General features: G+C 70.7%; 19 protein-coding genes. 13 read left to right on the top strand and 6 right to left on the bottom strand.

The window, feature by feature from the left end; all coding sequences use genetic code 11:
* Positions 1-24: 24 nt before the first annotated feature.
* Entirely contained in the window at positions 25-1,293 is a 1,269-nt protein-coding gene (locus tag AC4NN1_RS11360; protein ID WP_491955366.1) for an Nramp family divalent metal transporter, read from the top strand.
* Between the two features lie 18 nt (positions 1,294-1,311).
* Here the strand turns inward: AC4NN1_RS11360 and AC4NN1_RS11355 are convergent, their stop codons facing one another.
* The gene (locus tag AC4NN1_RS11355) at positions 1,312-2,334 is read right to left on the bottom strand and encodes an amidohydrolase family protein (protein WP_491955365.1); all 1,023 of its coding nucleotides are present in this window, start codon (positions 2,332-2,334) and stop codon (positions 1,312-1,314) included.
* Between the two features lie 93 nt (positions 2,335-2,427).
* On the opposite strand from AC4NN1_RS11355, the gene AC4NN1_RS11350 reads away from it, so the two are divergent.
* Positions 2,428-3,183 carry a TetR/AcrR family transcriptional regulator gene (locus tag AC4NN1_RS11350; protein WP_491955364.1) on the top strand — a complete coding sequence of 252 codons (756 nt, stop codon included), beginning with the start codon at positions 2,428-2,430 and terminating at the stop codon, positions 3,181-3,183.
* A 25-nt stretch (positions 3,184-3,208) separates the two neighbouring features.
* A complete protein-coding gene (locus AC4NN1_RS11345) occupies positions 3,209-3,847 on the top strand; it encodes a metal-dependent transcriptional regulator (protein WP_491955363.1) in 639 nt (212 codons plus the stop codon).
* 3 nt (positions 3,848-3,850) lie between these two features.
* Here AC4NN1_RS11345 and AC4NN1_RS11340 read toward each other — a convergent pair whose 3' ends face one another.
* Positions 3,851-4,804: an SDR family NAD(P)-dependent oxidoreductase gene (locus AC4NN1_RS11340; protein ID WP_363455230.1), complete on the bottom strand. Its 954-nt coding sequence runs from the start codon at positions 4,802-4,804 to the stop codon at positions 3,851-3,853.
* Between the two features lie 59 nt (positions 4,805-4,863).
* Here AC4NN1_RS11340 and AC4NN1_RS11335 point away from each other — a divergent pair, with 59 nt between their 5' ends.
* Positions 4,864-5,010 (top strand): hypothetical protein, encoded by a 147-nt coding sequence (locus AC4NN1_RS11335; protein WP_491955362.1) that lies wholly within the window; start codon positions 4,864-4,866, stop codon positions 5,008-5,010.
* Positions 5,011-5,015: 5 nt separating this feature from the next.
* Here the strand turns inward: AC4NN1_RS11335 and pyrE are convergent, their stop codons facing one another.
* On the bottom strand, positions 5,016-5,594 hold the full coding sequence (pyrE, locus tag AC4NN1_RS11330; RefSeq protein ID WP_491955361.1) for an orotate phosphoribosyltransferase: 579 nt from the start codon (positions 5,592-5,594) through the stop codon (positions 5,016-5,018).
* 51 nt (positions 5,595-5,645) lie between these two features.
* On the opposite strand from pyrE, the gene AC4NN1_RS11325 reads away from it, so the two are divergent.
* The 3 genes from AC4NN1_RS11325 (at position 5,646) to AC4NN1_RS11315 (ending at position 8,470) form a co-directional block, all read left to right on the top strand.
* Complete coding sequence (locus AC4NN1_RS11325; RefSeq protein WP_491955360.1) at positions 5,646-6,485, top strand: exodeoxyribonuclease III; 840 nt, start codon at positions 5,646-5,648, stop codon at positions 6,483-6,485.
* 66 nt (positions 6,486-6,551) lie between these two features.
* Complete coding sequence (locus AC4NN1_RS11320) at positions 6,552-7,802, top strand: sensor histidine kinase (protein ID WP_491955359.1); 1,251 nt, start codon at positions 6,552-6,554, stop codon at positions 7,800-7,802.
* Complete coding sequence (locus AC4NN1_RS11315; protein WP_491955358.1) at positions 7,799-8,470, top strand: response regulator; 672 nt, start codon at positions 7,799-7,801, stop codon at positions 8,468-8,470. The genes AC4NN1_RS11320 and AC4NN1_RS11315 overlap by 4 nt, the downstream gene beginning before the upstream one ends.
* 54 nt (positions 8,471-8,524) lie before the next feature.
* Here AC4NN1_RS11315 and AC4NN1_RS11310 read toward each other — a convergent pair whose 3' ends face one another.
* The gene (locus AC4NN1_RS11310; protein ID WP_018187570.1) at positions 8,525-9,094 is read right to left on the bottom strand and encodes an NADPH-dependent FMN reductase; all 570 of its coding nucleotides are present in this window, start codon (positions 9,092-9,094) and stop codon (positions 8,525-8,527) included.
* A gap of 212 nt (positions 9,095-9,306) precedes the next feature.
* Here AC4NN1_RS11310 and AC4NN1_RS11305 point away from each other — a divergent pair, with 212 nt between their 5' ends.
* Positions 9,307-10,191 (top strand): ABC transporter ATP-binding protein, encoded by an 885-nt coding sequence (locus AC4NN1_RS11305; protein WP_311858170.1) that lies wholly within the window; start codon positions 9,307-9,309, stop codon positions 10,189-10,191.
* Positions 10,188-11,279 carry an ABC transporter permease gene (locus AC4NN1_RS11300; RefSeq protein WP_363455247.1) on the top strand — a complete coding sequence of 364 codons (1,092 nt, stop codon included), beginning with the start codon at positions 10,188-10,190 and terminating at the stop codon, positions 11,277-11,279. The genes AC4NN1_RS11305 and AC4NN1_RS11300 overlap by 4 nt, the downstream gene beginning before the upstream one ends.
* A 55-nt stretch (positions 11,280-11,334) precedes the next feature.
* On the opposite strand, the gene AC4NN1_RS11295 is transcribed toward AC4NN1_RS11300, so the two are convergent.
* Together AC4NN1_RS11295 and AC4NN1_RS11290 are read right to left on the bottom strand one after the other, a co-directional pair.
* Positions 11,335-12,744 carry a serine/threonine-protein kinase gene (locus AC4NN1_RS11295; protein ID WP_491955357.1) on the bottom strand — a complete coding sequence of 470 codons (1,410 nt, stop codon included), beginning with the start codon at positions 12,742-12,744 and terminating at the stop codon, positions 11,335-11,337.
* A 104-nt stretch (positions 12,745-12,848) separates the two neighbouring features.
* Positions 12,849-14,651, bottom strand: a complete 1,803-nt coding sequence (locus AC4NN1_RS11290) for a glycoside hydrolase family 15 protein (RefSeq protein ID WP_491955356.1) — start codon at positions 14,649-14,651, stop codon at positions 12,849-12,851.
* Between the two features lie 69 nt (positions 14,652-14,720).
* Here AC4NN1_RS11290 and AC4NN1_RS11285 point away from each other — a divergent pair, with 69 nt between their 5' ends.
* The 4 genes from AC4NN1_RS11285 (at position 14,721) to AC4NN1_RS11270 (ending at position 19,211) form a co-directional block, all read left to right on the top strand.
* The gene (locus AC4NN1_RS11285; protein WP_491955355.1) at positions 14,721-16,094 is read left to right on the top strand and encodes a glucose-6-phosphate dehydrogenase; all 1,374 of its coding nucleotides are present in this window, start codon (positions 14,721-14,723) and stop codon (positions 16,092-16,094) included.
* 46 nt (positions 16,095-16,140) lie between these two features.
* Positions 16,141-16,713 carry a nitroreductase family protein gene (locus AC4NN1_RS11280; RefSeq protein WP_020098489.1) on the top strand — a complete coding sequence of 191 codons (573 nt, stop codon included), beginning with the start codon at positions 16,141-16,143 and terminating at the stop codon, positions 16,711-16,713.
* A 71-nt stretch (positions 16,714-16,784) separates the two neighbouring features.
* Entirely contained in the window at positions 16,785-17,504 is a 720-nt protein-coding gene (locus AC4NN1_RS11275) for a hypothetical protein (RefSeq protein ID WP_116227636.1), read from the top strand.
* A 69-nt stretch (positions 17,505-17,573) separates the two neighbouring features.
* Positions 17,574-19,211: a sensor histidine kinase gene (locus tag AC4NN1_RS11270; protein WP_491955354.1), complete on the top strand. Its 1,638-nt coding sequence runs from the start codon at positions 17,574-17,576 to the stop codon at positions 19,209-19,211.
* The last annotated feature ends 42 nt before the right edge of the window (positions 19,212-19,253 follow it).

Here is a 19,253-nt window from a genome sequence, read left to right as displayed (position 1 = left end):
GTTGGCCCTGTTAGATTTTTCGGTATGCCGAAAAATGCCGCGTCCCGAGTGCGCGGCCCTCGTGCGGCGTGGCTGCTCGGGCCGGCACTCGTCGCGGGAGTCGCCTACCTCGACCCGGGGAACGTCGCGAGCAACATGACCGCCGGCGCCCGCTACGGCTACCTGCTGGTGTGGGTCGTCGTACTCGGCAACGTCATGGCCTGGCTGATCCAGTACCTGTCGGCGAAGCTCGGCATCGTGACAGGGCGGAGCCTTCCCGAACTCCTCGGCGCCCGCTTCCGCACGCGCACCGCTCGCCGCGCGTACTGGCTGCAGGCGGAGCTCGTCGCGATGGCGACCGACGTCGCCGAGATCATCGGCGGTGCGGTCGCCCTGTGGCTGCTGTTCGGCGTGCCGCTCGTGTGGGGCGGGCTCATCACGGGCGCCGTCTCGATCGCGCTGTTGCTGATCCAATCCCGCCGCGGCGCGCGCACCTTCGAGTTCGTCATCATCGGCCTGATGGTGATCATCGCGGTCGGTTTCACCTACGGCGTCTTCATCGGCCCGCCCGACGCGTCCGGCGTCGCCGGCGGCCTGCTCCCCCGATTCGAGGGGACCGGATCGGTGCTGCTGGCGGCATCCATCCTCGGGGCGACGATCATGCCGCACGCGATCTACGCGCACAGCTCCCTCGCCCGTGACCGCTTCCGTCCTGCCCAGAGCCGTCGAGCGGATGCCGCGGCCACCGGCGCGGCCCTCGACACCCGCCGGGTGCTCCGCGCCACGCGCTGGGACGTCACGATCGCCCTGGCCATCGCGGGGACGGTGAACCTCGGCATCCTGCTGCTGGCGGCGGCGAACCTCGCCGGGGTCCCCGGAACCGACAGTCTCGAGGGCGCCTACGCGGCGCTGCAGAACGGCATCGGTCCGGTCGTCGCGACGCTGTTCGCCGTCGGGCTCCTCGCGAGCGGCCTCGCCAGCAGCGCGGTCGGCGCGTATGCGGGAGCCGAGATCATGCACGGGCTGCTGCGCGTCCGCATCCCGCTCCTCGCGCGCCGCCTCGTGACGCTCGTGCCGGCGCTCGCGATCCTCGCCATCGGCGTCGACCCGACGCTCGCGCTGATCATCAGCCAGGTCGTGCTGAGCTTCGGCATCCCGTTCGCCCTCATCCCCCTCGTCTCGCTCACCGCGAAGAGGGATGTGCTCGGCGCGTACCGCAACCGGACGTGGACGACGGCCGCCGGAATCCTGGCGTCGGTCTTCCTCGTCGCGCTCAACGGGCTGCTGCTCTGGCTCACCTTGTTCGGCTCGTGACGACACGACCTTTGGCCGTCATCGCCGCCGGGCCCGCAGCGCCTCCCAGTTTCCGGATCCGATGGCGACCTTCTGTTCGTGGGTGAAGGGGGAGTGCTCGAGGAAGCTGCGCCCGACCCCGGCCGAGGTGTCGAGGAAAGGAAACCCGCCGGGCCGGGTGCCGAACGTATACGGGTAGTCGGTGGAGTAGACCATACGTTCCGTGCCGACGACCTCGGCGGTCCAGCGCAGGTAACGCTCCGACACCGTGCCGCTGCCGGCGATCCAGAAGTTCTGCGTCCAGTAATCGAGCAGCGGGCGCTCGAGGTCCGCATTGTGGGCCATGATGCCGGTGTGGTCGAGGTAGAACATCACCAACTCGCCCCAGTGCCCGGCAACGACCTGCAGGTCGGGGTGGCGGTCGAAGACGCCGCTGAAGATCATCCGCATGTACTGGATGCCGAGGTCGTAGTACCACCCGAGTCCGGCGGTGGCCAGTCCCATGCCAGCGGGGCCGAGACCCGAATAGTAGGAGTCGATGACCCCGGGAGTGGGTACCTGCGGGTGGAAGTGCAGGGGCACGCCGAGTTCGACGGCCTTCGCGTACATCTCGTCGTACGCGAGCGAATCCGCCAGGACATCGCCGGTCCGGCCGTAGAGCATCGCGCCGACCATGCCGAGTCGGGTGACGGCCCGCTCGAGCTCCGTGGCTGCCGCGGTCGGATCGGCCGTGGGGATCGTGGCCCATGCCTGGAACCTGTCGGGACGTTCCGCGACGATCGCGGCAAGGTGATCGTTCGCGTCGCGGGCGACGACGGGCGCGTCCGCGGCAGACAGGTTCTGGACCCCGGGCGAGTTCAGTGAGAGAACGGCCATGTCGATCCCCTGATCGTCCATGTCGGCCAGGCGTTCCTCCCCGGTGCTGCGGAGTCGGCGCGCGAAGGGGGCATCCCCCCACCCGCCGTGCGGGTTGGGGTGGACGCCAGCGCGCTCCCAGGCATCCAACACGAGGGGAAGCGCGATGTGCTCCTCCAGTCCGACGATCGTGATCTTTTGCGACATGGCTGACCATCCTTCTGAGCTCTATCGGTGATATCGACGAAGTGTTATCGCGGATAATATCGACAGTAACATCGAGACGGTATCGTCGTAACCATGAGCACCGAGGAAGAGGACACCCAACGGCATCGTCTGCGGGAGACGATCCTCCTCGCGGCCAGCGAGCTCATCGCCGAGGGCGGCGCAGCCGCGATGACCACCCGCGCCGTTGCTGTGCGGGCGGGCGTGCAGGCCCCCACGATCTACCGCCTGTTCGAAGACAAGCAGGGTCTGGTGCGGGCGGTCGCCGCCTACGTCCTCGAGACCTATGCCCGATCGAAGGATGTCGCCGACGACGACGCCGACCCCGTCGTTGCTCTAAGGACAGCATGGCGAGCACACATCGACTTCGGGCTCGCCAATCCGGGGCTGTATCTCCTCATGAACGACGCCACCCGGGCGAGTCGAGGAGCCGACGCCTCCGCGCCGACGGGCATCCCCGACGTCCTGACAGTGCGCGTCCGAGCGGTTGCGGCGGCGGGAGTCCTGCTGGTCACCGAGGAGAGAGCGGTAGACCTGATCCGCGCGGCGGGCGACGGGGTGATCCGCTCACTGCTCACCTCGCCCGCCGACGCGGAGCGCATGTCGACGCTGTCCGACGACATGCTGGACGCCATTCTCGGCCGCATCGTCGAGGGCCGGGGTGAGACATCCTCTCGTCCTGTCGATGCCCTTCTCATCCAGCTCCGGGCTGTAGCGGACGAGTTGACGGATCTCAGCGCGGCCGAGAGGGCGCTTCTCCGCGAGTGGGTCAGTCGTGGTGACGTGGGGCGGGGATCGCCGGCTCAGGATGCCGCCGCGTTCGGTTCGTGACCGGCCGCCGGATAATCTGGGGCGCGTGCCCGCGTCCACCGTCGACGACTATCTGAAGACGATCTACCACCACACCGAGTGGCAGACCGATCCCGTCACTCCCTCGGTGCTGGCCGCCGAACTCGGACTCGCGCCCTCGTCGGTGACCGAGATGATCAAGAAGCTCGCCGCTCAGGGTCTCGTGTCGCACCGTCCCTACGGTCCGATCTCGCTGACGGATGCCGGGACCCTCCGCGCGACCGCGGTGATCCGCCGGCATCGCCTCATCGAGACGTGGCTCGTGCGCGAGTTCGACTACGCGTGGGACGAGGTGCACGACGAGGCCGAGGTCCTCGAACACACGATCAGCGATCGGCTGCTCGCGGGGATCGACGCGCGGCTGGGGCATCCGCGGTTCGACCCGCACGGCGACGCCATCCCGGCACCCGACGGCAGCGTGGAGCGCGAGCCGTTCGTCCTGCTCGCCGAGGCGACGATCGGGCACACCGGACGGGTGCTCCGGGTCTCGGATCGCGACCCCGCGCTGCTGCGCTCGCTCGAGGAGGTCGGCCTCGACGTCGGCCACACGGTCACCGCCACGGGGCGCGACGCCGTGCAGGTCGACGGCGGCCCGACGATCGACCTGCCGCCGGCCGCCGCGCGGGCGGTCTGGCTCACCGCCTGAGCGTCAGCGAAGGCGCAGCTTGCGGCCCTTGAGGTAGGGCCATTCGGCCCGCGTCGCGTGCTCGGCGTAGTGCCACATGCGGGCGCCGACGTCGGGATCGATCGTGACCCGCGACGGGCGGACGAGCACGGGCGACCCCGTGTACGTGCGCGCCGGCCCCCAGTACTGCCCGCCTTCGGCGTCGGGGTCGATCAGCGCCCGGACGGGAGCCCACGCGCCGCTCTCCTTCGACTGCGAGACCGCGGCCTGCAGCCCGCCGAGGAACCGCTTGCGTCGCGACGGCACACTGACCCCCGCGATCCGCCGGGTACGACCGCCGAGGGAGTACCCCGGGTGGGCGACGAGACTCGCGACGGGGACGGATGCCGCCCGCAGGCGCCGGTCGGCTTCGAAACCGAGCGCGGAGGTCGCGACCTTGGACTGCACGTAGGCACGCCACGGCGTGTAGTCGTCGACGAGTTCGGGGTCGATCGGATCCCACGGGAAGAGCTTCGTCGCGACCGAGCCGAGCCACACCATCCGGCCCCGCGCCGCGGCGAGCGCGGGAAGGAGGGCACCCGCAAGCGCGTAGTGGCCGAGGGCGTTCGTGGCGATGACGAGTTCGTGGCCGTCGCGGGTGACTTCACGGGTCTTCGGCGGGTGCACGATCCCGGCGTTGAACAACACGCCGTGCAGTCCTACGCGGCCGCGGACGGTCGCCGCGGCGGCGCGCACCGAGCCCAGGTTGCTGGTGTCGAGTGCGAGCGTCTCGAGGTCGGCATCCGGCACCTGCGCCAGGATCGCGGCGCGCGCACGTGACAGTTTCGACGGGTTCCGCGCCGTCATGACGACGTGGGCACCGGCGCCGGCGAGCTGCAGGCAGGAGAAGAATCCGAGGCCCGTGTTAGACCCGGTGACGAGGTAGCGACGGCCGCTCAGATCGGGGAGATCGTTGGGGTCCCAGTCGTTTCGCGCCACACCCTCGACCCTACGCTCGGGCGCCGCGTCGCGGCATCCCTTCGTGGGAGAGTTGAGGCATGAACGGACTCGAGCAGAATCTGCTGTTCGCCGTCGTCGGACTCTCGCTGGTGACGTCGCTCGTGGTCATCGTCGTGGGTGCGGTGCGCCGACGCGGCGACGATCGCAACGACCGCAAACCCTGGGACGACCTCGAGCCCAAGTAGACCGATTACTGGGGCTGCAGTCCCAGGTCGTCGAGGTCGATCGCGGCGAGCCACGTGAGACCCTCCGCCTCGACGGCGGCCTGCGCTCCGGTCTTGCGGTCGACGATGACGGCGACGGCGACGGGTTCGGCACCCTCGCGGCGCAGCGCCTCGACGGCCTTCAGCGCCGACTGGCCCGTGGTCGAGGTGTCCTCGACCACGATGACGCGCTTGCCGACGACATCCGCCCCCTCGACCTGGCGACCGCGGCCGTGGTCCTTGGGCTCCTTGCGGACGACGAACGCGTCGAGCGGGGAATCGGTGCGCGCAGATTCGTGCATGACGGCGTTGGCGATGGGGTCGGCGCCAAGCGTCAGACCGCCGACCGCGACGATGCCGTCGACGTCACGGATGAGGTCGAGCATGATCCGCCCGATGGCCGGCGCGGCGCGGTGGTCGAGCGTGAGCTTGCGCATGTCGACGTAGTACGACGCCTTCTTGCCGCTCGACAGGGTGAAGTCGCCGTGGAAGACGGCCTCCTCCTGGATGAGCGAGATGAGGCGCTGGCGGTCGGCTTCGAGTGCGGGCATGGAGGCGACGGTCACGGGACGAGTCTAGGACCGACGGCGTCGGACGCCCGATCTAGGCTGGAGACCATGCGGCTTGCCACCTGGAACGTCAACTCGATCCGCGCGCGCATCGTGCGCACCGTCGACTTCGCCGTGCGCGAGAACATCGACGTGCTCGCGATGCAGGAGATCAAGTGCAAGCCCGAGCAGTTCCCTTACGAGGCGTTCGAAGAGGCCGGTTACCACGTCGAGGCGCACGGCCTGAATCAGTGGAACGGCGTCGCGATCGCGAGCCGCGAGCCGATCACGGACGTCGAATACGCGTTCCCCGACATGCCGGGGTTCCTGAAGGGGCATGAGGGACCGGATGCCCCGCAGGAGGCCCGGGCGCTCGGCGCCACGATCGACGGGGTCAAGGTCTGGAGCCTCTACGTCCCGAACGGCCGCGGACTCGACGACCCCCACTTCACCTACAAGCTGCACTGGCTCGAGGCCCTGCGCGCCTACACGCAGTCGACGCTCGCCGCTCAACCCGACCTGCCTCTTGCGCTCGTCGGCGACTTCAACATCGCCCCGACGGATGCCGACAACGGCGACCCGACGATCGTCCAGGGCGTGTCGACCCACGTCTCCCCCGAAGAGCGCGCCTCGTTCCAGGCACTGCTCGACGCCGGCCTCACCGACACCGTCCGCCCGCTCGTCCCCACCGGCTACACCTACTGGGACTACAAGCAGCTGCGCTTCCCGCGCAACGAGGGCCTGCGCATCGACTTCATCCTCGGCTCCCCGGCCTTCGCCGACGGCGTCGTCGGGGCATCCATCCACCGCGACGAGCGCAAGGGCGAGATCCCGAGCGACCACGTCCCGGTCGTGGTCGACCTGGATCTGAACGGCGAGGACGACGACGACCGTCCGATGATCTTCTGACGACGGCCCGGCGGCTCCCCCGCGCGACGGATGCCGGGACCCGCGACCCCCTCTAGCGTGGAGAGCATGCCCGAATCGATGCTCCGCCGCGCAGCGACCGCGGCCGAACGCCGCCAGGACGCCTGGCTCGCCGCCGGACTGTTCGTCGCCGCGATGATCAGCACAGCCCTGGGCTCGGTCTCGGGCATCTACAACGATGCGCAACCCGACCTCGTCTGGGGGCTCCTCTACTCCTTCGCCATGACCGCGCCTCTCGCCTTCCGGCGGCGTTACCCGATGACGGCCCTGATCGTCGTGTCGGTCGTGTTCTTCGTGGGCGTCTCGGCGCGCATCCCCGAGCTCTACGTCGGCAACGTCGCCCTGTTCGTCGGGATGTACACGGTCGGCTCCTGGGTGGCGGATCGTCGCCGCGCGGCGCTCGTGCGTATCCTGCTCATCGTCGCGATGTTCGTGTGGCTGATGATCACGATCTTCCAGACGGCGGCCTCGTCGTCCGAGGGCGGCCTGTCGCAGGAGGGGCCGTTCTCGCCGTTCGCGGCCTTCGCGATGATCCAGTTCCTCGTCAACGTGGCCTTCTTCGGCGGGGCATACCTGTTCGGCGAGCGCGCCTACACGGGCGCGACGGAGCGCACCGCCCTTGAGGAGCGCACGGCCGAGCTCGAGCGGGAACGCGAGCGGACGGCCGCCCAGGCGGTCGCCCTCGACCGGGTGCGCATCGCCCGCGAGCTGCACGACGTCGTCGCGCACCACGTCTCTGCGATGGGCGTGCAGGCGGGAGCCGCGCGCACGGTGCTCGACCGGGATCCGGATGCCGCGCGCACCGCGCTGACCGGCGTCGAGTCCTCGGCGCGCCAGGCGCTGACCGAACTGCGCCAGCTGCTCGAGACGCTCCGGACACCCGAGACCGAGGCGCCCGGGGGGTCGACCGTCCGCCTCGACGCCCTGCCGGACCTCGTCGCCCATGCCAACGAGAACGGCCTGCCGACGACTCTCTCGGTCGTGGGCACCCCCGTGCCGACACCCGAACTCGTGCAGGTGAACCTGTATCGCATCGCGCAGGAGGCGCTAACGAACGCGCGCCGCCACGGCGGTCCGGGTGCGACCGCCGACGTGCGGCTGCGCTACGCCGACGACGCCGTCGAACTCGAGGTCTCGAACGAGGGCCGCGCGCCGATCTCCGGACGGGCGGGCCTCGGCCTCGTCGGGATGCGCGAACGTGCGACGTCCTCCGGAGGAGCGCTCGAGGCGCGGGCGCGCCCGCGCGGCGGGTTCCTCGTGCGCGTGCGCGTGCCGCTGTCGCAGGCGGTGCCGGCATGATCCGGGTGCTGCTGGTCGACGACCACGCCGTCATGCGCGCGGGGTTCCGCATGATCCTCGAGGCGGCGGGCGACATCGAGGTGGTCGGTGAGGCCGGTGACGGTCGCGCAGCGGTCGAAGCCGCCCGCACGCTCCAGCCCGACGTCATCTGCATGGACGTGCAGATGCCCGACATGGACGGCCTTCAGGCGACGCGGCAGATCGTGGCGGATGCCGGGATCGCGGCATCCGTCGTCATCGTCACGACCTTCGACCGCGACGACTACCTGTTCCAGGCGCTCTCGGCCGGGGCGAGCGGGTTCCTCCTCAAGAACGCCGGCCCCGAGGAGTTGACGAGCGCCGTCCGCCTCGCGCACTCGGGCGAGGCGCTGCTGTCGCCGTCGGTGACCCGCCGGGTGATCGCGCGGTTCGCGTCGACCGCGACGGAACCGGCGGCATCCCTCCCCCGTGAGACGGATGCCGCGCCCCGCCTTCCGGTGGAGCTCACCGACCGCGAGGTCGAGGTGCTGCGGCTGCTCGCGCAGGCGATGAGCAACGGCGAGATCGCCCGCGAGCTCTACATCGGCGAGGCGACGGTGAAGACGCACGTGTCGAACGTCCTGCAGAAGCTCGGCGCCCGCGACCGTGTCGCCGCCGTCGTCTGGGCGCACCGCTACGGCCTCGCTTGACGAGAAACGGCCCCACCCGAATCGGGGTGGGGCCGTTTCTTCCGGCAGCGAGCGTCAGGCGCTCGCGGGGACCTTCGCGTAGCGGTCGACGAGGTCGTTGAACGCCTCGAGGTAGCCGGTCAGGAAGCCGGCGGTCGCGTCGTTCGTGACCTCGCCGTCCTCGGCGAACAGGCCGGGCGTTGTCTGGATGAAGCCCTCGGGCTGGCCGAGCGTCGGCGCGTTGAAGTGGCTGAGGATCGCCTTGAGGTGCTGCTGCGCGACAGCGGTCGCGACGCCGCTGCCCGACGTGCCGATGACGGCCGTGGGCTTGTTGTGGAACGCGTTCTGGCCGTACGGACGGGCGGCCCAGTCGAGCGCGTTCTTCAGCACGCCGGGGATCGAGCGGCTGTACTCGGGGGTCACGATGATGACGCCATCGACGTCCGCGATCGCCTGCTTGAAGTCGACGGCCACCTGCGGGAAGTTCCCGTCGTGGTCGACCGAGTAGAACGGCAGGTCCTTGATCGGGATCTCGACCAGCGTGGTGCCCTCGGGGGCGAGGCGCTCGAGCGCCTTGGCGAGGGTCCGGTTGATCGACGTCGACGAGATGCTGCCGACGATGTAGCCGATGGTGCGATTCGTCATGGGTCCTCCAAAGAGAGTGGATGGGATGCCGGTGGGCATCGCAGAACCCAACGAGACCCCCGGCATCCCTATTCCTATGAATGCACCGACAACGTCTCTCCCCCGTGGGGAGGGGATGGGTTTCACCCGCCGGGGGGAGGTCCCCGGCATCCGATCTTCCTAACGTGGGACACGTGCCGCCGCCGGTGGCGCACCGACCACAGGAGGAACGGATGCTGCAGCTACGCGGGATCACCAAGAGCTACGGGTCGAGGCGCGTCCTCGACGACGTCGCCTTCGACGTCGCGCCCGGCCGGCTGACCGGTTTCGTCGGCGGCAACGGCGCCGGCAAGACCACGACGATGCGCATCATGCTCGGCGTGCTCGGTCGCGACGCCGGCGAGGTCACCCTCAACGGCGCCCCCGTCACCGCTGCCGACCGGCGCCTGTTCGGCTACATGCCCGAGGAGCGCGGGCTGTACCCGAAGATGAAGGTGCTCGAGCACATCGTCTACCTCGCCCGTCTGCACGGCTTCTCGAAGACGGATGCCGCCACCCGCGCGACCGCCCTGCTCGAGGAGCTGGGGCTCGGCGAGCGCCTCGGCGACAACGTCGAGACCCTCTCGCTCGGCAACCAGCAGCGCGCGCAGATCGCGGCCGCCCTCGTGCACGACCCCGAGGTCCTCATCCTCGATGAGCCGTTCTCGGGGCTCGACCCGATCGCCGTCGACGTCGTCGCGAACGTCCTGCAGACCCGCGCGGCGCAGGGAGCCTCGGTGCTGTTCTCGTCGCACCAGCTCGACGTCGTCGAGCGCCTGTGCGACGACCTCGTCATCATCGCGGGCGGCACGATCCGCGCCGCCGGCACCCGTGAGGGGCTCCGTGCCGAGCACACGACCCGCCGCGTCGAACTCGTCTCGGGGACGGATGCCGGATGGCTCCGCGACGAGCCGGGCGTCGAGGTCGTCGACTTCGACGGCGGCTACGCCCTCTTCGAGGCCGACTCCGACGAGACCGTCCAGCGCGTCCTGCAGCGCGCGGTCGCCGCGGGCGACGTGACCACGTTCGCGCCGCGCCGCCCCACCCTCGCCCAGATCTTCACGGAGGTCATCCAGTGAACACGTCCGTCTCCCCCTCGTTCGGCCAGAGCGTCTGGCTCGTCACCGAGCGCGAGCTCGGCTCGAAGCTGCGCTCGAAGTCGTTCATCATCTCCACCGCCGTCATGTTCCTGATCGTGCTGGCCGGTGTCCTCTGGGCGGGCTTCTCCGCTCAGAGCGACAGCCGCACGCCGATCGCGGTCACCTCCGAGACGGCGTCGGCCATCACCGACCCGAAGGCGTTCGATGTGACCGATGCGGCCTCCGCCGAGGAGGCCCGCGATCTCGTCCGCGACGGCACGGTCGATGCAGCCGTCATCCCCGGCGGCGACGAGCCGCTCGGCTACACCGTGGTCTTCGACGAGTCGGTGTCGAACAGCCTGCTGCAGCAGCTGAGCATCGCCCCGAAGGTCGAGATCCTCGAGCCGGAGAGCACCGACGGATTCCTCCGCTACATCATCGCGATCGCCTTCGGCGGCGTGTTCTTCGCCGCGGCACTGACCTTCGGTACGACGATCGCGACGAGCGTCGTCGAGGAGAAGCAGACGCGTGTGGTCGAGCTGCTCATCTCGGCGATCCCGACCCGCGCACTCCTGGCGGGCAAGGTGCTCGGCAACACGATCCTCGCGATGGGGCAGATCGTCGGCATCGCCGCGGTCGCGATCATCGGGCTGACCGTGACGGGCCAGGACTTCCTGATCGCCGGTCTCGGCGGGCCGATCGCCTGGTTCGCGGTCTTCTTCCTCTTCGGGTTCGTGCTGCTCGCGGCGCTGTTCGCCGCGGCGGGTGCGCTGGTGTCGCGCCAGGAGGACATCGGCCCGACGATCACACCGCTCACCTACATCGTGATGGCGCCGTACTTCCTCGTGATCTTCTTCAACGACAACCCCGTCGTGCTGACGATCATGTCGTACGTCCCGTTCTCGGCTCCGGTCGGGATGCCGGTGCGGATCTTCGTCGGCGAGGCGCAGTGGTGGGAGCCGCTGCTCGCGCTGGCCGTCATGCTCGCCGCCTGCGTGGGAGCGATCCTCGTCGGCGCGAAGATCTACGAGAACTCGCTCCTGCGGATGGGTGCCCGCGTCAAGCTCCGCGACGCGCTCGCGCGCTGAGTCCGGCTCGATCGGAACCGTCCCGTCCGCAGCCGCGGCGGGGCGGTTCCGTCGTTCACGGCTTGTCCTTCGGCCCCTTGCGGTCCTTGTTCGCCTCGCGCTCCGCCCGCTTCTGCTCGTCCTTGGCCGCCTTCTCGGCGTCCTTCGCCGCTTCGTCGGCCGCGTCGTCGTCGGGAGCGGGATCGACCTTCGTCGTCGTGACGGTCGGCGTCGGGGTCGGCGTGGGATCCGTCGAGACGACCTCGGCGGGTGCCGACTCCTGCGGCTCCGTCTGCGCGGGGTCGGTCGAGGCGGGCTGCGGCGAACCGGCGAGCGATCCCGCCCAGATGCTCCCCGCCGTGATCAGTGCGACCGCGGCGGCGGCGAGTCCGATCACGAGCGGGCGACGCGACCGTCGCTTCTCGGGCCGATCGGTCGAGACGCCGGATGCCGCCGAGGCTCCGGCTGCTGCCGGGGCCCCGGCGAGCGCGACGGTCGCCGCCGTCGCTGAAGGGCGGGGGTAGCGGCGGGTCGGGGCATCCCCCGTGGTCTCCTCATCGAACCGACGGGAATCGGCAGCGCCGGCGGCGGGGATGCCGGCGGCCACCGCCGCACGCACCGGAGGCAGCGGCGGCGCGCCGTCGATCGGCTCGGTCCGCAGCCGCTCCGCGGCGTGGACGACCTCGAGGGCCGTGGGCCGCTCCTCGGGCGAGGTCGCCGTCATGCGTGAGAGGAGCGAACGCCACCCCTCGCTGAGAGTGTCGGGAACGGTCGGCGGCGTCGTCAGGCGCGCGAGGGCGGCGCCCACCCCGTCGGTGTTCGGATAGGCACGCTCACCCGTGAGCGCCTCGAGCAGGACGAGACCGAGGGCGTACACGTCGGACGCGGGCGAAGGGTCGCGGCCCTCGACCTGCTCGGGGGCGAGATAGGCGGCGGTGCCGATGATCGTGCCCGGCGTCGTCACCCGCGCACTGTCGAGGAGGAGCGCGATGCCGAAGTCGGCGAGCTTGGCGCGGGGCCGCCCACCGGGAAGGTGCGGTGAGGCGAGGAGCACGTTCGACGGCTTCACGTCCCGATGCACGACACCCGAGGAGTGGACCACGTGCAGGGCTTCGCCGAGCTCTGCGGCGAGGGCGGCGACGTCGGCGGTGGGCAGAGGGCCTTCCGCGATGCGCGCACTCAACGTGGGGCCGTCGACGAACTCCATCACGAGGTAGTCGGGCGAACCGGTGAGGTGCGCATCGAACAGTGTCACGAGCGAGGGGTGGTTGAGCGAGGCGAGCAGGGTGACCTCGCTGCGCGCCCGATCCGGCGCGCTGACCGCCCCCTCGACACCGGGGCGGAGCACCTTGACGGCGACGCGGCGCCCCAGTGCCGTGTCGTCGGCGCGGAAGACGCGCGCCATGCCGCCCTGTCCGATCTGCGCGACAAGGCGGTAGCGCTCTGCCAGCACGTCGCCGGGCAGGGGCTCGGATGTGTCCGTCATCGCGTCCTCCTCCGGGTTCCGACGCGGTGCCCTCGACGATAGTCAGCGCCGCGGCGCCGCGCACGGCCTTGACGGACGATCGGATGCCACGGTGTCGACCCCGGTCAGGTCCGATGCGCGGCGCGGCCGGTGTGCCCGGCGAGCGCGTCCGCGGCCCCGACGAGCGCGAGGTGGCTGAGGGCCTGCGGGGTGTTGCCGATGTGGCGTCCCACCCCGGGGTCGTACTCCTCCGAGAGCAGACCCACATCGTTCGCGACGGCGCAGAGCCGGTCCATGAGGCGCGTCGCATCCTCGATGCGTCCGGTCGCCGCGTACTGCTCGACGAGCCAGAAGGAGCACGCGAGGAAGGGGTGCTCGTCGCCGGGCAACCCGTCGGTCCCCGCCGCGGTGCGATACCTCATGACGAAACCGTCGCGCAGGAGGTCGCGCTCGATGCGGGCGACGGTGGCGAGCATCCGCGGGTCGTCGGCGGCGCAGAACCCGACGACGGGCAGGAGAAGCAGCGAGGCGTCGACCTCGTCGGTGCCGTCGTGTTGCGTGAAGTGGCCACCCGCGGCATCCACCCCGGTCGCATCGATCTCGGCGCGCACCTGATCGCGGAGCCGATCCCACGTGTCGGCGTCGCCGGGCAGACCGTGCTCGCGCACCGCGCGGATGCCGCGGTCGAGCGCGGCCCACACCATCGCGCGGGAATGCGTGAAGTGGTGCACGTCGCCGCGCATCTCCCAGATGCCGTGGTCGGGGCGGTCGACCCACGCGACGACCTGCGCCAGCAGCGCGCGCTGCAGCGACCACGACGAGGGGGTCTCGGTCACCCCGGCGAGGCGGGCGGCCTCGAGGGCGACGAGGACCTCGCCGATGACGTCGCCCTGGTACTGGTCGACGGCGCCGTTGCCGATGCGGACGGGCGCGGATCCCTCGTAGCCCGGCAGGCTCGTCAGCTCACGTTCGGGGAGGTCTCGTTCGCCGCCGAGGCCGTACATGATCTGCACGTCGGCCGGGTCGCCGGCGATCGCACGCAGCAGCCAGTCGCGCCAGCGCTCCGGTGCCCGGGTGTAGCCGTGGGCGAGGTAGGCCTCGAGGGTGAGGGCGGCATCCCGCAACCAGACGAACCGGTAGTCCCAGTTGCGCGAGCCACCGGGGTCCTCGGGGAGCGAGGTCGTCGCGGCGGCGACGATCCCGCCGGTCTCGGTGTGGGTGAGGGCGCGGAGCACGAGCATCGAGCGAACCACGTGGGCTCCCCAGGGTCCGCCGTCCTCGACGCCCGCCGCGAAGTCGCTCCACCACCTGCGGGTGTGCGCGATCGCGGCGTCGACGTCGATCCCGACGGGATGCCGGTGGTACGACCGGTCCCAGGTGAGCACCGAGTCGACGGTGTCGCCCGCCGCCACCGTGAACACGGCGCGGTGCATCGTGCCGTCCGGGTGCAGCCGGGGGCCGCGCACGGCGACGGCGTCGGGACCCGCGATCGCGAGCAACACCGGCGCGTCCGCGTGCCCGATCTGCCGCACCCAGGGGAGCGCCCGAGCGTAATCGAAACGCAGGCGCAGCTCGCTCGTGAAGGCGACGGTGCCTTCGATGCCGACGACGCGTCGGACGACGGCATCCGTGTCGTCGTGCATCGGCATGAACTCGATGACCTCGGCGCTGCCCGTCGGCGTCTGCCAGCGCGTGACGAGCACGAAGGTGTCGCCGTCGTAGCGGCGGGTAGACGTGGCGGCGGAGTCCGCGGGGCGGAGACTCCACCGACCGTGTTCGTCGTCGCCGAGGAGTGCTCCGAAGATCGACGCGTCGTCGTAGCGGGGAAGGCACAGCCAGTCGAGGCTCCCGGCATCCGACACGAGGGCTCCCGTCCGGCAGTTGCTGAGCAGGGCATAGGACTCGATCGGGGCAGGCATCGACGTCATTGTCGTTCGCGGCGGGCGGCGGGGCAAGAGACGAGGCGCGACGGGTGTCGTCATCGGGAGCGGGCTAGGGTGACGCCCATGACGGCCGACACGACCCTGCTCATCCTCGGCGCCTCGGGGGATCTCACCTCGCGGCTGCTGCTCCCCGCGCTCGGGCAGCTGCTCGCACGCGAGCCCGAACGCCGCGTGCGGCTGGCGGGGGCGGGTGTCGAGGAGTGGAGCGATGACGCGTGGCGCGAGACCGTGCAAAAGGCGTTCGCCACGACCGACTCGGAGTCCGCCTTCGAGCCCTTGTCGGACACGACTTACACGCGGGCCGACATCACCGACGCTGATCAACTGCAGAAGCTGTTGGATGCCGCCGAGGGCCGGCCCGCGCTCTACTTCGCCGTGCCGCCCGCCGTCGCCGCGAAGGCGTGCGATGCGCTCCGCTCGGTCACGATCCCCGAGGGCACGATCCTCGCACTCGAGAAGCCGTTCGGGTCGGATGCCGCATCTGCGGAGCACCTCAACGCGACGCTCGCCGAGCTGGTTCCCGAGTCGCAGGTGTTCCGCGTCGACCACTTCCTCGGCCGCTCCACCGTCCTGAACCTGCTCGGGGCGCGCTTCGCGAACCGGCTCATCGAGCCGGCCTGGTCCGCCGATCACATCGCCTCGATGCTCGTGCAGTTCGACGAGCCGCTGGGACTCGAAGGCCGCGCGGGCTACTACGACAAGGCCGGCGCGCTCACCGACATGATCCAGAGTCACCTGCTGCAGGTCATGGCGTTCGCCACGATGGAGCCCCCGGCATCCCTCGATCAGCGCGACCTCCGCGACGCGACGGGCGCCGCGCTCCGAGCCACCGCTGTGTGGGGCGACGACCCGGTCGCCTCGTCGCGCCGGGCGCGGTACACGGCCGGCACCGTCGAGGGGCGGGACTTCCCGTCGTACGTCGACGAGCCGGGGGTCGATCCGAGCCGCGAGACCGAGACGCTCGCCGAGATGACGGTCGAGGTGCGCAACGCGCGATGGCAGGGCGTTCCGATCACGCTCCGCTCGGGCAAGGCCCTCGGGAACGCCGAGGCGAAGGTCGAGGTGCGCTTCCACCCCGTTCGGCACCTCCCTCGCGGGTTCACCGGCGACCCCGGCCCGACCGTGCTGCGCTTCTCGCTCGGGCCCGACTCCATCGCGCTCGACCTGAACGTCAACGGCGAGGCCGACCCGCTCGAACTCGAGAAGGTGACGCTCGAGGCGGAACTCGGCGCAGGGGCGCTGAAGGCGTATGCCGAAGTGCTGTCGGGCATCCTCGACGGCGATGCCATGCTGTCGGTGCGCGGCGACGCCGCCGTCGACTGCTGGCACATCGTCCAGCCCGTCATCGACGCCTGGCGGGACGGGCGCGTCCCTCTCGACGAGTACGTCGCCGGCACCTCCGGGCCGTCCGACTGGGCCACGTCCTAAGGGCTCGGCGAGGCCGAGGCATCGTCGGTGGTGATGGAATAGACGGATGCCGAATCGCACCGCATCCACCGACGCCCCCATCCTCGACGTTCTGACCGAGCGCTGGAGCACGCGGATCTTCGACGCGTCCGCGCCGATCGACGAGCAGGCGCTGGCGTCCGCTCTCGAGGCCGCACGGTGGTCGCCGTCCGCGTCGAACACGCAGCCGTGGCGCTTCATCGTCGCGCGACGGGGAACGGCATCCCACGCGAGCGTGGTGGACACCCTGATGGGGTTCAACCGGGCATGGGCGGCGGATGCGGCGGCTCTCGTCGTGTTCGTCGCGACGACCCAGCAGGACGGCAAGGAGTTGCGCTGGGCGGCGTACGACGTCGGCCAGGCTGCGGCGCACTTCACGATCCAGGCGCACGCGAACGGGCTGAGCACGCATCAGATGGGCGGGTTCCACGCCGACCGCGTCGCCGAGGCCTTCGGCCTGGCCGACGACCAGCGCGCGATCACCGTGATGGCCGTCGGCCCGCTCGGCGACATCGACGCGGCCGGCGACGACCTGCGCGCCCGTGAAGAAGCGCCCCGCGAACGTCGCCCCGTCGCCGAATCGGTGCTCGTCGACGACTGACCGGTCGCGGCGCCCGCCGCTTCTCGATCATTCCGCCCCGATGGGGTCGCGTTGTTGGTTTAGTAGTCCCGATGGACGACGATGACGCCGCCGAGCTGGCCCGCCTGCGCGAACGCGCCTACGGGCGCACCGCTGACATCGCAGGGGATGCTGCAGCGCTGCAGCGCCTGCGGGAGCTCGAAACGCGCGCGGTGCGGGCGCCGAGCGTCGCGCCCGGCGCAGACGACGAGGACGAGAGCGCCCCGGACGCCCCCGGTCCGGCCGAGACGGACCCGCCCGGCGCGCTCACCGGCGGCGATGCCGAGCGCCCGTATCTGACCCCACGGCGCTGGCCGCGCTGGGTGAGACCCGCCGCCGTGGCCGTGGGAGCCGTCGGACTCGTCGCGGCGACCGCGGCCGTCACCCTGTCGATCCCGCGCGACGTGCCGCGGTATCCGAATGCGACCGAGGTGACCCGACTGTCCGAGCTCGTGCCGTTGCGCCCGCAGAATGACTCCGACAGTCGCCGGTACGCGGACTTCCGGGGTTTCTCGGTGTTCACCAACACCGTCGGGACCCCCGCCGACCCGAATCCCGTGCGGTGCCTCAGCATCGTGAGCCCCGAGGAGGCCGCCGACCCGACCATCGGCGAGACCCTCTCGACGTGCGGGGCTGGCCCGTTCCCCGTCTCGGTGACGGCCGTCGTCAGTTCGCTGAGCCCGCCCGCCGCCCGGCAGGCGTACGCGCCCGGGACGGCGATCAACTTCACCCTGGGCGAATCGGGCGTCGAAGTGTGGGTCGCCGATCGGTGATCGCGGATCGGCCGGAGTGGGATACCGTTCGGGTACCTGACGTTCGGTCGAAGGAAGGACGAGGCGACGGTGCCGCTGTTCGAGATGGAAGCCAGCCGATCCGGTCGGATGCGTGTCTTCCTGCGTGCGCAACTGCCCTTCGCGATCGGTGTCGTCTTCATCGCCCTGGTGGGAGCGATCGCGCACCCCGACAGCCTGCGGACGGTCGCGCTGCTCACGGGGCTCGCCGTCGCGGCCCTGGCGACGCTCGCCGCGGCGGTCGTCCCGTGGGAGAGGTTGCCGCGCGCGTGGATGATCCTGATAGCGGTGGCCGACCTCCTGACCGTCGCCCTGTTCCGGGCCGAACTGATGCCCTTCGTCCCCGCGGTGACGATCCTCGCGCTCTTCCCGATCCTCTGGCTCGCCTACGGCTTCCCGTGGTACGGCATCGCGGTGGCGGTCATGGGCGCCGTCTTCGTCATCGGCTTCCGATACGTGTACACGGGGGCCTGGCCGACGACGCCCGCTGACTGGGCGAACGTCTTCGCCTTCCCGACCCTCATCGTCGGTATCGCCGTCGTCGTGTTCCTCGCCGCCCGCCAGCTCCATCGCAACAGCATCCGTCTCGCCGAGGCGTCGCGGGCGCAGGACGAGGCGCTCCGCGAGGCGAAGGATGCCGAGGCGATCGCGCTCGGCATCCTGAACACGGTGAACGCAGGAGTGGCCTTCTACGACAACGAGGGGCGCCTCGACATCGCCAACCCGCTCGCCCATCGCATGGTCGAGATGGTCGGGTTCCGTCTCGACGAACCGCCCTACGCCGGCGACGACGTGCTCGCCGCCGATCGGGTGAGCCAGATCCCGTACGACCAGCAGATCATCCCGCGGGCGCTGCGCGGAGAGGTCATCGACAACCACGTCGAGTGGCTGGGCCCGGCCGACTCGCAGGTCGCGATCCTCGCATCCTCCGGCCAGGTGCACCGCGAGGACGGCCGCCTCCTGGGTACCGTCGTCGTCGCGTACGACGTCACCGAGCTGGCGGACGCGGTCGAGGTGCGGGAACAGTTCCTGCGCACCGTCTCGCACGAGCTGCGGACGCCGATCACGAGCATCACCGGCTTCCTCGACCTGCTCGCCGACGCCGCCGACCCGTCTGACGAGAGGCTGCAGCGCTACATCGAGATCGTCTCCCGCAAGACCGACGACCTCTTCCACCGCGTCGGCGACCTGCTGCACGCGACCGAGACGGTCAAGGAGCTCACGATCGCCCCCGTCGACGTCGCGGAGGTCGTGCGGCAGGCCGTCGGCGAGGCGCGGGTCGCCGCATCCGCCCGCGGAATGCGCATCGACATCGTCGGTCCGGGCACCGTCGTCGTCGAGGCGGACGCTCGGCAGCTGCTCGTCGCGGTCACCGAACTGGTGACGAACGCGGTCAAGTTCGGCCAGCCGGACGGCGTGGTGACGGTCGCCTGCCGCACCGACGGCGCAGTCGTCGAGATCGCCGTCACGAACCCGGGCGCGGGTCTCACCCACGCCGAGCAGCGGCGCGTGTTCGACCGCTTCTACCGCACGGCCGAGGCCCGAGCCCGTCAGGTGCAGGGATTCGGCCTGGGCCTGACGAACCTCCGGACCATCGCGGTCGCGCATTCCGGGAGCATCCGGGTCGACAGCGCCCCGGGCCGCGGGGCGACGTTCACCCTCCGCCTGCCTCTGCGACAGCCCACATAGGTCCGCCACGGTCAACCCGCGGCGCCACGCACGCCTCCGACG

The sequence above is a fragment of the Microbacterium sp. MDV22-iso44 genome, from assembly GCF_058629135.1.
The sequence above is the reverse complement of the archived record's forward strand: the minus strand, read 5'-3'. Positions and strand labels throughout refer to the sequence as shown.

Coding starts and splice junctions, on each gene's coding strand:
- AC4NN1_RS11325 (WP_491955360.1), top strand. CDS start 5,646: ATGCGGCTTGCCACCTGGAACGTCAACTCGATCCGCGCGCGCATCGTG.
- AC4NN1_RS11310 (WP_018187570.1), bottom strand. CDS start 9,094: ATGACGAATCGCACCATCGGCTACATCGTCGGCAGCATCTCGTCGACG.
- AC4NN1_RS11315 (WP_491955358.1), top strand. CDS start 7,799: ATGATCCGGGTGCTGCTGGTCGACGACCACGCCGTCATGCGCGCGGGG.
- AC4NN1_RS11320 (WP_491955359.1), top strand. CDS start 6,552: ATGCCCGAATCGATGCTCCGCCGCGCAGCGACCGCGGCCGAACGCCGC.
- AC4NN1_RS11280 (WP_020098489.1), top strand. CDS start 16,141: ATGCCGAATCGCACCGCATCCACCGACGCCCCCATCCTCGACGTTCTG.
- AC4NN1_RS11305 (WP_311858170.1), top strand. CDS start 9,307: ATGCTGCAGCTACGCGGGATCACCAAGAGCTACGGGTCGAGGCGCGTC.
- AC4NN1_RS11335 (WP_491955362.1), top strand. CDS start 4,864: ATGAACGGACTCGAGCAGAATCTGCTGTTCGCCGTCGTCGGACTCTCG.
- AC4NN1_RS11360 (WP_491955366.1), top strand. CDS start 25: ATGCCGAAAAATGCCGCGTCCCGAGTGCGCGGCCCTCGTGCGGCGTGG.
- AC4NN1_RS11290 (WP_491955356.1), bottom strand. CDS start 14,651: ATGACGTCGATGCCTGCCCCGATCGAGTCCTATGCCCTGCTCAGCAAC.
- AC4NN1_RS11295 (WP_491955357.1), bottom strand. CDS start 12,744: ATGACGGACACATCCGAGCCCCTGCCCGGCGACGTGCTGGCAGAGCGC.
- AC4NN1_RS11350 (WP_491955364.1), top strand. CDS start 2,428: ATGAGCACCGAGGAAGAGGACACCCAACGGCATCGTCTGCGGGAGACG.
- AC4NN1_RS11355 (WP_491955365.1), bottom strand. CDS start 2,334: ATGTCGCAAAAGATCACGATCGTCGGACTGGAGGAGCACATCGCGCTT.
- AC4NN1_RS11275 (WP_116227636.1), top strand. CDS start 16,785: ATGGACGACGATGACGCCGCCGAGCTGGCCCGCCTGCGCGAACGCGCC.